The organism is Dactylosporangium siamense (assembly GCF_016862795.1).
Classification (GTDB): Bacteria; Actinomycetota; Actinomycetes; order Mycobacteriales; family Micromonosporaceae; genus Dactylosporangium; species Dactylosporangium siamense.
This window is the reverse complement of the sequence record NZ_BONQ01000155.1, coordinates 1-11,543: the sequence shown is the minus strand read 5'-3', so window position 1 is coordinate 11,543 and position 11,543 is coordinate 1. Positions and strand designations below refer to the sequence as shown.

General features: G+C 72.7%; 13 protein-coding genes. 9 read left to right on the top strand and 4 right to left on the bottom strand.

Going from position 1 to position 11,543, the window contains the following annotated elements; translation table 11 throughout:
- Positions 1–7: 7 nt before the first annotated feature.
- Both Dsi01nite_RS47300 and Dsi01nite_RS47295 read right to left on the bottom strand, forming a co-directional pair.
- Positions 8–853 (bottom strand): carbohydrate ABC transporter permease, encoded by an 846-nt coding sequence (locus Dsi01nite_RS47300; RefSeq protein ID WP_239136800.1) that lies wholly within the window; start codon positions 851–853, stop codon positions 8–10.
- Positions 850–1,758, bottom strand: coding sequence for an ABC transporter permease (locus Dsi01nite_RS47295; RefSeq protein WP_203853042.1), 909 nt, complete (start codon positions 1,756–1,758; stop codon positions 850–852). The genes Dsi01nite_RS47300 and Dsi01nite_RS47295 overlap by 4 nt, the downstream gene beginning before the upstream one ends.
- A 171-nt stretch (positions 1,759–1,929) precedes the next feature.
- On the opposite strand from Dsi01nite_RS47295, the gene Dsi01nite_RS47290 reads away from it, so the two are divergent.
- Genes Dsi01nite_RS47290 through Dsi01nite_RS47275 form a run of 4 tightly spaced genes read left to right on the top strand, consistent with a single transcriptional unit; the run spans position 1,930 to position 5,884 of the window.
- The gene (locus Dsi01nite_RS47290) at positions 1,930–2,895 is read left to right on the top strand and encodes an acetylxylan esterase (RefSeq protein ID WP_203853041.1); all 966 of its coding nucleotides are present in this window, start codon (positions 1,930–1,932) and stop codon (positions 2,893–2,895) included.
- An 11-nt stretch (positions 2,896–2,906) separates the two neighbouring features.
- Positions 2,907–3,950 (top strand): LacI family DNA-binding transcriptional regulator, encoded by a 1,044-nt coding sequence (locus Dsi01nite_RS47285; protein WP_203853040.1) that lies wholly within the window; start codon positions 2,907–2,909, stop codon positions 3,948–3,950.
- A gap of 9 nt (positions 3,951–3,959) precedes the next feature.
- Entirely contained in the window at positions 3,960–5,000 is a 1,041-nt protein-coding gene (locus Dsi01nite_RS47280) for a LacI family DNA-binding transcriptional regulator (protein WP_203853039.1), read from the top strand.
- On the top strand, positions 4,997–5,884 hold the full coding sequence (locus Dsi01nite_RS47275; protein WP_203853038.1) for a DUF4304 domain-containing protein: 888 nt from the start codon (positions 4,997–4,999) through the stop codon (positions 5,882–5,884). Before Dsi01nite_RS47280 ends, Dsi01nite_RS47275 begins: the two co-directional genes overlap by 4 nt.
- A gap of 5 nt (positions 5,885–5,889) precedes the next feature.
- Here the strand turns inward: Dsi01nite_RS47275 and Dsi01nite_RS47270 are convergent, their stop codons facing one another.
- Positions 5,890–7,026, bottom strand: a complete 1,137-nt coding sequence (locus Dsi01nite_RS47270; protein ID WP_203853037.1) for a hypothetical protein — start codon at positions 7,024–7,026, stop codon at positions 5,890–5,892.
- 112 nt (positions 7,027–7,138) lie between these two features.
- Here Dsi01nite_RS47270 and Dsi01nite_RS47265 point away from each other — a divergent pair, with 112 nt between their 5' ends.
- Entirely contained in the window at positions 7,139–8,434 is a 1,296-nt protein-coding gene (locus Dsi01nite_RS47265) for a condensation domain-containing protein (protein WP_239136798.1), read from the top strand.
- Here the strand turns inward: Dsi01nite_RS47265 and Dsi01nite_RS47260 are convergent.
- The gene (locus tag Dsi01nite_RS47260) at positions 8,418–9,131 is read right to left on the bottom strand and encodes a PIG-L deacetylase family protein (RefSeq protein WP_203853036.1); all 714 of its coding nucleotides are present in this window, start codon (positions 9,129–9,131) and stop codon (positions 8,418–8,420) included. The two genes, Dsi01nite_RS47265 and Dsi01nite_RS47260, sit on opposite strands and share 17 nt — an antisense overlap.
- Before the next feature lie 83 nt (positions 9,132–9,214).
- On the opposite strand from Dsi01nite_RS47260, the gene Dsi01nite_RS47255 reads away from it, so the two are divergent.
- The 4 genes from Dsi01nite_RS47255 (at position 9,215) to Dsi01nite_RS47240 (ending at position 11,456) form a co-directional block, all read left to right on the top strand.
- Positions 9,215–9,550: a hypothetical protein gene (locus Dsi01nite_RS47255; RefSeq protein WP_203853035.1), complete on the top strand. Its 336-nt coding sequence runs from the start codon at positions 9,215–9,217 to the stop codon at positions 9,548–9,550.
- Positions 9,547–10,221: a response regulator gene (locus Dsi01nite_RS47250; RefSeq protein WP_203853034.1), complete on the top strand. Its 675-nt coding sequence runs from the start codon at positions 9,547–9,549 to the stop codon at positions 10,219–10,221. Before Dsi01nite_RS47255 ends, Dsi01nite_RS47250 begins: the two co-directional genes overlap by 4 nt.
- 50 nt (positions 10,222–10,271) lie before the next feature.
- Positions 10,272–11,180 (top strand): GNAT family N-acetyltransferase, encoded by a 909-nt coding sequence (locus Dsi01nite_RS47245; RefSeq protein ID WP_203853033.1) that lies wholly within the window; start codon positions 10,272–10,274, stop codon positions 11,178–11,180.
- 69 nt (positions 11,181–11,249) lie between these two features.
- Complete coding sequence (locus Dsi01nite_RS47240) at positions 11,250–11,456, top strand: hypothetical protein (RefSeq protein ID WP_203853032.1); 207 nt, start codon at positions 11,250–11,252, stop codon at positions 11,454–11,456.
- The last annotated feature ends 87 nt before the right edge of the window (positions 11,457–11,543 follow it).

Here is an 11,543-nt window from a genome sequence, read left to right as displayed (position 1 = left end):
TGCGGCGTCATCCCTTGACGGCGCCGAGGGTGATCCCGGAGACGAAGTACCGCTGGATGAAGGGGTAGCCGAGCATGATCGGCAGGGCCGTGAGCACGATCGTCACGGCCTGGATGTTCGCCGCGATCTGCAGTGCCGTGTCCGAGGGCGTGGAGATGTCGGACCCGCCGGTGGACCCGGCGATGAGGTTGCGCAGGTAGATGGTGACCGGGAACAGGTCGGCGTCGTCCAGGTAGAGGAACGCCGGGAACCACGAGTTCCAGAAGAACACCGCGTAGAACAGGACCATCGTGGCGATGACGGCCTTCGACAGCGGCAGCACGATCCGCCACAGGATGCCGTAGGTGCCGAGCCCGTCGACCGCGGCGGCCTCCTCCAGCTCCGTCGGCAGGCCCTCGAAGAACGCCTTCATGACGAGGAGGTTGAACACGCTGATGGCGTTGGGCAGCACCACCGCCCAGATCGTGTTGCGCAGGCCGAGCCCGCTGACCAGGACGTAGTTGGGGATCAGGCCGCCGTTGAAGAACATGGTGAAGACCGCGATCCCGACCAGCGGCGCGCGGCCCTTCAGGTGGCGTTTGGACAGCACGTAGGCGAAGCAGGTGGTGAGCACGATCGAGATGGCGGTGGCCACGACGGTGTAGACGACGGTGTTGCGGTAGTTGGTCCAGAACACGGGGTCGGACATGACGACCTCGTAGGTGGTCGTGTTGAACCCGCGCGGCAGCAGGTTCACCTTCCCGGCCTGGATCGCCTGCTCCTCGCTGAACGAGCGGGCGACGACGTTGAGGAACGGGTACAGCGTCAGCACCACGACGCCGGTGAGGATCAGCCCGAGGACGGCGCGCTTCACCACAGGCTCGCCCCGACCGTTCGTTTGGACACGAAGTTCGCCGTGAGCACCAGGGTCAGGCCGATCACCGACTCGAACAACCCGATCGCGGCGGCGTAGCTGAAGCTGCCGGACACCACGCCGACCCGGTACAGGTAGGTGGAGATGACGTCGGCGGTCGGGAAGGTCAGCGGGTTGTACAGCAGCAGGACCTTCTCGAACCCGACCGACAGGAACGTGCCGATGTTGAGGATCAGCAGCGTCACCATCGTCGGGCGGATGCCGGGCAGCGTCACGTGCCAGGTCTGCCGCCAACGGCTCGCGCCGTCGATGCGGGCCGCCTCGTAGAGCTCGTCGTCGATGGTGGTCAGGGCGGCGAGGTAGAGGATCGTGCCCCAGCCGACGGTCTGCCACATCTCGGAGGAGATGTAGATGGCGCGGAACCAGCCGGGCTGCTGCAGGAACGGCACGGCGTCGGCGCCGACCGCGCGCAGGCCCGCGTTGACCGCGCCGTCGAGGGCGAGCAGCTGCATGACGATGCCGGCGACGACGACGATCGACAGGAAGTGCGGCAGGTACGAGATCGTCTGGACGAGCCGCTTGAGCCAGCGGGTGCGCACCTCGTTGAGCAGCAGGGCGAGCACGATCGGCAGCGGGAAGACGAGCAGCAGGGTGAGCGCGCCGAGGACGAGCGTGTTGGTGAAGACGTGCCAGAACGTCGGGTCCTGCCAGAACATCCGGAAGTAGCGCAGACCCACCCAGGTCTCGCCGAAGAGGTCGCCACCGGGCCGGTACCGGCGGAAGGCGATGACGTTGCCGGCCATCGGCAGGTACCGGAAGACGACGAAGAACAGCAGCGGCAGCACGACGAGGGAGTACAGCTGCCAGTCGCGGCGCAGTGCGGCTCGCCAGGTGCGGCGTTTCATGCCCGCCCTCCCTTCCGCTCTTCGAAACTTTCGGCAATCATTCGGCAAGCATCGGGTAATGTAGATTCATCACTACCTGCTGTCAAGGACTCGATATTTGCGGCATGAGCTGCGCACACTTGACCAGCGGGCGACGCCAGCGCCCTTGGAAACTTTCGGTCGAGGATCCTCATGCCACAGTTCGACCTCGCCCTGCCGGAGCTCCGCCGGTACGCCCCCGCACTGGCCGAACCCACCGACCTCGACGCGTTCTGGGCCTCGACGCTCGACGCGGCGCGCGCCTCGCCGCCGGTCGTCTCCGCCGCGCCGGTGGCGACCGGGCTGCGGCTCGTCGACACCTGGGACGTCACCTTCGCCGGGTTCGGCGGCGACCCGGTCCGGGCCTGGTTCAGCCGGCCCGCCGGCACGACCCGGGCGTTACCGGCCGTCGTGGAGTTCGCCGGATACGGGCGCGGGCGCGGACTGCCGCACGAGCGCCTCACCTGGGTCGCGGCCGGCTACGCGCACCTGCTGATGGACAACCGCGACCAGGGCGACCTGAGCGGGCTCGGCGGCGGCACCCCCGACCCGTACGCCGGCGGCCTCCAGCCGGTCACCCGGGGCATCCTGTCCCCCCACGACTACTACTACCGGCGGCTGATCACCGACGCGGTGCGCGCCGTCGACGCGGTGCGGGCGCTGCCCGGCGTCGATCCGGCGCGGGTCACGGCCCTGGGCAACAGCCAGGGCGGCGGGCTCGCCCTCGCGGTCGCGGGCCTCGTCCCCGACCTGGCCGCGCTGCTCACCACCGCGCCGTTCCTGTGCCACGTCGAGCGGGCCGTCGCGCTCACCGACGCCTCGCCCTACGGGGAGATCGCGCGGTACCTGGCGGTGCACCGCGACGCCCCGGAACAGGTGTGGCGCACGCTGTCCTATGTGGATGGCGTGCACCTGGCCCGGCGGGCGGTCGCCCCCGGCCACTTCGGCACCGGGCTGCGCGACACGGTGTGCCCGCCGAGCACCGTGTTCGCCGCGTACAACGCCTACGGCGGCGCGGACCGCACCATGCACACGTATCCGTTCAACGGGCACGAGGGCGGCGACGCGGTCCACGTCCGCCGCCAGCTGGACTGGCTGGCCGCGAAACTTTCGGCGTAGACTCGCGGGCCATGGCGTCGCACAGCAGGGCCACCATGGCCGAGATCGCCGCCGAGGCGGGTGTCTCGGTCCCGACCGTCTCCAAGGTGCTCAACGGCCGGCACGACGTCGCTCCCGCGACCCGGGAGCGGGTCGAGGAGCTGTTGCGCGCCCGCAGCTACCTGCCCCGCCGCAACCCGCCGGCCCGCACCGCCCGTCTCATCGACGTCGTCTTCGTCGACCTCGGCAGCGCCTGGGCGATGCAGATCCTGGCCGGCGTCGAGGAGGTCGCGCACCGCGCCGGGACCGGCGTCGTCGTCTCCGCCGTGCACGGCCGCACCCGCACCGCGCCCGACCGGCGCTGGCTGGAGAGCCTGGCGGCCCGCCGGTCCGACGGGGTCCTGCTCGTGCTGTCGGAGCTCGCCGCCGACCAGCGGGCCCGCCTCGCCCAGCTCGGCATCCCGGTCGTGGTCGTCGACCCGGCCGGGCAACCCGACCCGAGCGTGCCGTCGGTCGGCGCCACCAACTGGACCGGGGCGCTGACCGCCACCGAGCACCTGATCGGCCTCGGCCACCGGCGGATCGCCGTCATCGGCGGCCCCGGCGACGTGCTGTGCTCCCGGGCCCGGGTCGACGGCTACCGGGCGGCGATGGCCGCCGCCGGGCTCCAGGTCCCCGCCGGCTACGAGCGCACCGGCGACTTCACCAGCCCGACCGGGCACCGGGAGACCCTCGCGCTGCTGGACCTGCCGACGCCGCCGACCGCGATCTTCGCCTGCGCCGACGAGATGGCCCGCGGCGCCTACGAGGCCCTGTACGAGCGCGGGCTGCGGGTCCCCGACGACCTGAGCGTCGTCGGGTTCGACGACCTCGAGCAGGCCCGCTGGTCCATCCCGCCGCTGACGACGGTGCGGCAGCCGCTGACCGAGATGGCCGGCCTCGCCACCCGGATGCTGCTGACGCTGATCGCCGGCGACAGCCTGGACTCGACCCGCCTGGAGCTCGCCACGCCGCTCGTCGTGCGGGCCAGCACCGCCCCGGTTGGAAATATTTCCATGTCTGAGGAACGGCCCTAGACTGGCGCGGTGGAGTCCGGGAAGCCGCAGGGTCGCCGTCGCCGTGGCGAGGTCACCGTCGCGACCATCGCCCAGCTCGCCGGCGTGTCCCCGCCGACGGTTTCGAAAGTTCTGAACGGTCGGTCCGGCATCGCCGTGGAGACCCGGGACCGAGTCGAGGCGCTGCTGCGCGAGCACGGCTACCGGCGCGGCGAGTCCGCGGTCGCGTCGCCGAGCGTCGAGGTCGCGTTCTACGGCCTGGAGAGCCACCTCGCGATGGAGATCCTGCGCGGCGTCGAGCAGGTGGTGCGCGACCGCGGGCTCGCGGTCGGGTTCACCGACCTGCAGGGCCCCGCCCCCGGTGGGCGCCGCACCGCCGACCGGCTCCTCGCCCGCCGCCCCACCGGCGTCATCGCGGTCAACTCGGCGTTCCGCGCCCGGCAGTACGAGCAGCTCACCGCCAGTGGCGTGCCGATGGTCGTGCTCGACCCGACCGGCGAGCCGATGCACTCGATCCCGTCGGTCGGCGCGACGAACTGGAGCGGCGGCATCGCCGCGACCCGCCACCTGCTCGACCTCGGACACCGGCGGGTCGGCGTGATCACCGGCCCGATGGAGTACCTGTGCGCGCGGGCCCGCCTCGAGGCGTGCCGCGGCACCCTGGACGCCGCCGGCCTGCCCCTCGACCCGCGGCTGGTCCGGCACGGCCGGTTCCACTTCGACGACGGCGCCCTGCTCGGCCGGCAGCTGCTCACCCTGCCCGACCCGCCGACCGCCATCGTGTGCGGCGACGACCTGCAGGCCCTCGGCGTCTACGAGGCCGCCCGCCTGCTCGGCGTGCGCATCCCCGACGAGGTCAGCGTCGTCGGCTTCGACGACATCGAGGTGACCCGGTGGTGCGGGCCGCCGATGACCACCGTGCGGCAGCCGTTCGCCGAGATGGGCGCCACCGCGGCCCGGATGGTGCTGCAGCTGGTGGTCGGCGAGCCGGTCGAGCCGGCCAGGGTCGAGCTGGCCACCCAGCTCGTCGTGCGCGCCAGCACCGCACCGCCCGCTCCGGCTCGCCCGTGATCTCGCCGCCGGACGAGACCAAGCCGGCCATGGACCGCTCGGCGAAGGCGGTCATCTCCGAGCTGCTGGCCCGGGACGTGACGCCGGTGCTCAGGCGGCAGGGCTTCGCGGGCCGGGGCCGCAACTACCGGCGCACCCTGCCCGACCGGCAGGAGCTGCTCACCGTCGAGCCGCACCGGTGGAACTCGCGCCACGGCGGCGCGTTCACCATCCACCTGGGTGTCTTCCTGCACGACCTGGACGCGTTCGTGGCATTGGTACCGCCATCGGAACCGCCGGACGAGCACCAGTGCCATCTGCGGCGCCCCGGCTCGCACTGGTGGACGTTCGACGCGGCCACCGATCTGCGGTCGCTCGGCGCGGACGCCGGCCGGGCGGTCCAGGACCTCTCGTGGTTCGACGAGCTGCGCACCGACGCCGGCGTCCTCGCCTGGGTGCGCGGCACCCCACTGCCGTACGGCGTCCTGGGACTGCGGCATGTGTACCTGGCGGCGACCGCGGGCGCACCGGATCTCGCCCAGGAGTGGCTGTCCGGCATCGTCGCGGACGCACCGCCCGGCCCGCTGCCCCGCGAGGCCGCCCGGTTCGCGGCGCGGCTCGGCCTGGACTGCCCGCCGCCGGTCGACGCGCCGGCGCTGACCGCGATGTTCCGGACCGCCCCGGACCAGGACGGCGTCAGCGCGGTCCGGCACCTGGTGGACAAGCTGGAGCAGCACCTGAGGGAGCTGCGGCTGGAGCACCCGGCCGCGTACCACACGCTCGCCCGCGACGGTCACACGTGCACCGCCGGCTTCTACGGCGCCACCACGGAGGAGTTCCTGCGCCCGTTGCTCCGCGCGTTCGCCAAGCTGGCGCCTTCGTTCGCCGACGTCACGTGGCGGTAGCGGGTTCAGAAGTCGCGGGCGTCGTCGAACCAGTCCTGGGCGTCCTCGGTGAGGTCGCCGAACGGGGTGTCCTCGGCCAGCTGGGCCACCGCATCGCCGGCGTCCTCCCGTTCGGTCGTCTCGATGCCCGGCATCGCGTTGACCACCGCGACGAACGCGCGGATCGCCGCCTCGACGCCGTCCGGCCCGGTCGCGGTCGCGATCGCGCGCTGGGCGGTGCGGTACGCCGTCGTCGCCTTCTTCGCCTTCGCGGCCGGCCAGCCCGAGAACGGCAGGCCGTACTCGGTGGCGAACCACTCGGGCCGGCGCAGCTGGGAGACGCCGCTGCGCTCCCATTCCCGGCCGGGCCGGCGCAGCTCGCCGCGCAGCCGCTTGCCGGTGGCCTCCTCCACGTTGAACGCGATCAGGTGGGTCAGCTCGGGCCAGCTGTCCAGCGCGGGCAGCCCGGTCAGGTCCGGGCAGAACCGCAGCTGCAGGCCGCGCAGGTGCCGCAGCTGCGCCAGGGCGGCGACGTTGACCAGCTGCCCACCGAGCGAGAGGTGGCGGGTGTCGGGGAACTGCAGCAGGCTGGCGCAGTCGAACGCCTGGCGCAACGGCCGCACGGTCACGGTGACGTGCTGCGCACCGGCGAACGCCGGCAGGTCCGGCAGGCGCAGCGGCACTGCGTCCGCGGCGGGCAGCGTGTCGGGTTGGAAGTCCACCGCCGGGCAGGCGCCGCCGTCGGCGAGCACGGCCGTGAGCAGGCTCAGGTCCCCGTTGACGGTCAGGACCCCGTGCGGCATCGACGGCACGGTCAGGTGCAGCGGCGCGGTTCGCAACCCGATCCAGAGGCGGTTGATGTTCGCCCCGGTCGCGTCGACCACATGTGCCGAGCTCGGCCGCCACTCGAAGGTCCCGATCGGGCGGCGCCGCGCCCAGTCGAAGAAGCCGGTGTCGTCGCCCTCGTAGACGATGATGCGTGGCCACGGATATCCGGCCGGCACCGTGAGCCCGTCGAACACCGTCCAGTCGATCGCGTCGTCCGCGGCGACGACCAGGTCCGGGCGGCGTGACCCATCGGCCGCCGGTCCGATGACGACACTGCCGACACCGGGGCTGCGCACCAGCCGGTGGCTGTCGGGGCCGGTCAATGAAAGTTCCACGGCGGCAACGGTACCAACGACGACTCCCGCCGCCGCGCGTTGACACCACCGGCGGCGGGCCGCACGCTCGCGGCGTTTGGTGAGCGCGGTCGTCGCTGTACGGGAGTCGTTGGTGGGCAACAGCACGAGTCACGTCGTCGTCGCGTTCGAGGGCGAAGGATCCGGGGTCGAGGAGCTGACCTGGGGCCAGCGCGACGTCTGGGACCTCATGCGGCGCACCGGCCGGACGATGAACATCGGCGGCACCGTGCGCGCCGCCGCCGGCGAGACCGTCGAAGGGGTCGCGGCGGTGCTGCGCCGTCTGGTCAGCCGGCATCAGGCGTTGCGCACCAGGCTGTCCCTTGTGGACGGAGGACCGCCGCGGCAGGTCGTGTCCGGCTCCGGCGAGATCGTCCTCGAGATCCTCGACGCCACCGGCGATCCGGACCTCGCGGCGGAGCGGCTCCGGGTGCGATACCAGACGACCAGGTTCGACCCGGTCACGGAGTGGCCCCTGCGGATGGCCGTGGTCCGCTCCGGCGGGACGCTCACGCACGTCGTGGTGATGTACTACCACGTCGTCGTCGACGGGTTCGGCATCAACGCCGTGGTGCGCGACCTGGCCGACCTGAACGCGGCTCCCCGGGGCATCCAGCCTCTGGAGCTGTCCCGGCAGCAGCGGACCCCGGCGGCGCTGCGGCAGAGTCAGCAGTCGTTGCGGTACTGGCAACGCCAGCTGCGGCGGGTCCCGCACGCGCCGGTCCCGGTCGTGCCGTTCGACCCGGACGAGCCGCGGTTCTGGGAGGTCGTCTGCGACTCCCCGGCGCTGGCCCTCGCCATGCGGCGGGTCGCGGCCCGGACCCGGGTCGCGACCGGTCCGATCCTGCTCGCCGCGTACGCCGTCGCGACCGCCCGCCTCACCGGCGCGGACACGGCCGTCGTGCAGGTGGTCGTCAGCAACCGGTTCCGGCCCGGCTTCGCCGAGGCGGTCGGCAGCCTCCGGCAGTTCGGGCTGTGCGTGATCGACGTGACCGGCCCGTTCGACGACGTGGTCGCGCGGGCGTTCAGCGCGGCGATGGGCGCCTACAAGCACGGCTACTACGACCCGGCCGCCCACCAGGACCTCGTCGCCGGCCACGATCTGACCTGCTACCTCAACGACCGGCGGACGGAGACCCGCGACGAGGACCCCGGGCCGGTCCCGGCGATCGACACCGTCCGCGCCGCCCTCGCCGGCACCACCGTGCACTGGGGCGTCCGTGAGGACACCTACGACGGGTCGCTGTATCTGCACGTCGAGGACGCCATGAGCTACTCGCTGTGGGGCGACACCCACCGGTTCACCCCGGACGCGATCCAGCGGTGCGCCCGCGACATCGAGGCCGCGGTGGTCCACGCGGCCGAGGACCTGGTCACGGCGCCTCGATGAACGCCTCCCCCGCGTTGAGGTCCCGGTAGTCGTCGATGCCGAGCAGCGCGACCGCCGGCGCGACCTGCGTGTGCATGGCGAGCAGCGCGGCGATCTTGCGGTCCAGCGCGACACCGGTGAGCCGCAGGTCCAGCGCCAGGTCCTCGGGCGTCACCCCGACCGGGCGCTCGTCGGTCATGAAGACCCGCCACTGCTCGTAGCGCTCGCCCCAGGTCTCCAGGTGCTCCGCGGTCATCGTCGCGTGGAGCAGCCGCCCGGGCCGGCCCGCCCGCTCCCACGCCGCCCCGACCCACGCGGAGATGGTCTGGTGGTCGGGGTGGAACGTCCCGCCGTCCGGCCCGAACGTCAGCACCGTGTCCGGAGCCACGTCGACGAGCAGCGCCGCGATCCGCGCCACCGGCTCCTCGGGGTCCAGGGCGGCCATCCCGCCGTCGGGGTAGCCCAGGAAGCGGTGGTCGGTGACGCCGAGCACGGCCATCGCCGCGGCCGCCTCCCAGCGCCGGGTGCGCCCGAGCCGCTCCGGCGGCCACGCGACCGGGTCGTCGGTGCCGTGCTCACCTTCGGTGGCGCTGACACACACGACCCGCTGCCCGAGCTCGGCGGCGGCCGCCATGATCCCGCCCGCCAGATACGTCTCGTCGTCGGGGTGCGCCCAGATCGACACGATCGTGCCGAGCTTCTCGATCTGCTCTTCCACCCCTCATGGATACAGCACCCCGCGCCGCTGCCGCCGCGTGCTGTCGGGTCACGGACGAGCGGGCGTCATGCGAAGATCACCGGATGTCGGCGGGGTGGCGGGCGCGGGTGGGCTGGACCGGCTGGCGGCGGGAGCTGGGCTGGTCCCTGATCCCCCTCGGGATGGCGGTGCCGTGCGGGCTCACCGCGCTCGGCCCGGCGCAGTTCATCCCGAGCCAGGACGCCACGTCGGAGATGATGGCGCAGGAGGCCCGGGACGGGGACGTCACCCTCCTGCTGGCGGCTGTCGGTTGCGCCGCCGGGACGCTCGTCGTGGCCACCGGGATCTGGCTCATCTGGCGGGCCCGCCGCCTGGACCGCCGCCACCCGGACGATGGCCCGGCGGTGGGCCTGACCGATGCGGGACAATACGAACCGTGAGCCGCATCCTCATCGTGGACGACGACGAGCCGCTGCTGCGTGCGTTGCGGGTCAACCTCGCCGCCCGCGGCTACCAGGTCGACACCGCCGTCACCGCGACCGCCGGCCTCATCTCGGCCGGCAACCACCACCCTGATCTCGCCATCGTCGACCTCGGCCTGCCCGACCTCGACGGGATCGAGGTCGTGAAGGGCCTGCGGGGCTGGAGCGCCGTGCCGATCATCGTGCTGTCCGCCCGGCACTCGGAGCCGTCGAAGGTGGCCGCCCTGGACGCCGGCGCCGACGACTACGTCACCAAGCCGTTCGGCATCGACGAGCTCCTCGCCAGGATCCGGGCCGCACTGCGCCGCGGGTCCCCGGCCCCGGACGCACCGGTCATCACCACCGAGTCCTTCACCCTCGACCTGGCGACCAAGCGCGCCGTCGGCCCCGCCGGCGAGGTCGGCCTCACCCCGACGGAGTGGCACCTCCTGGAAGTCCTCGCCCGCAACCCCGGCACCGTCGTGGAACACCGCCAGCTGCTGCGCGAGGTGTGGGGGCCCCGGTACGAGACGGAGACGAACTACCTGCGCGTGCACTTCGCCAACCTGCGCCGCAAGCTCGAACGCGACCCGGCCCACCCGCGCCACATCGTCACCCGCCCAGGCCTCGGCTACCGCCTGGACCTGTGACCCCCGAAACGCGGTAGCGTGCCGTTGTGCCTCGCCGCAAGGGTGCCCGTGTGCTGGTCGTCGATCGGGTGACGTACCGGTGGTCCCTGTCGCACCGGCACCGCGTCGAGCACGACGGCGGCCCACCGCACTACCACGGCTGCACCGAACGGCTCGCGGTGCGCCGCGACGGTGCACCGGGCCGGCTGGAGATGCTGTTCGAGGCCGGACCCGGACGGCTGGTCCCGGACGGCCTCCTCCACTCGGGCGGCGTGATCCACGGCGAGGACTACCTGAACCTGCACCAGCCACGCGTGGTGCGGGCGCTGCTGGACGAGGCGCTCGCCCGCGGCTGGCGCCCCACCGACCCCGCACACGTCACGCTTGACGGCTGGATGCTGTGCACCGCGGTGGTGCTCCGGCTCCGCGCCGCGCGACGGAATTCGGTCGCTCCCCCTGGCCTCCGGCCGCAGACCAGGCCGATGACATCGGTGCGCGTCCAGGTGGCCGGGCACGGTGAGCACCTCGACGAGGCGGCCACGATCTGGGCCGAGGCGACGGCGGCCCGGGACGGCACCACCGAGGTCGCGCCGCTGTCGCTGGCCCGCCCCGTCATCGAGCAGGTGACCGACCGTTCGCCGAGGTCGATGCTGCTCGTCGCGCTCGACCCGGACGGTGTGGTCCTCGGCTTCGCGGCGGTCGAGCCGATGCCCGCGGACGGGTCGACCGCCGACGTCCGATACCTGGCGGTGCACCCCGGCAGCTGGGGCAGCGGCGTCGGCCGGCAGCTGATGCTGGCGCTGCCGGCCCACCTGGCAGTGGCCGGCTTCACCCACGGCGAGCTGGACGTCTACCTGGACAATCCCCGGGCCGTCGACCTCTACGAGCGGCACGGCTGGCTCCCGTCCGGCGACCCCACCCCGCACCCGCGCAGCGGGCGCCTCGAGCAGCGGTTCCGCCTTGAGCTGCAGCCTGCCTAGACTGCCCATCATCCCGTGGAATCCGAAACCTCCAACGGTCCCGAAGCTCCCCCGGGCCAAGGAGACGCGATGCGAATAGCACTGGCAGTGGTGTGCGCCGTGCTGTTCGTCGGTGCCATGGCGTGGCTCCACCACATCACCGGAAGGTCGGTATTCCTCGTGCTGGCCGGGGTGACGACCGGTGTGCTCATCAGGTTGGAGCCCCGTCGCGCCCACGACGTCGCCGCGGACCAGGCGTCCGCCGCCAAGAAGCGAGACGCACCCGGCGCACCATGACGGCCCGGCGGCACACGGCAGGCCGCGAGAACGGGGCTTGGTCACAGATCGAAGGAGCCGGGTGGCCGCGTGGGCGACCACAACGCT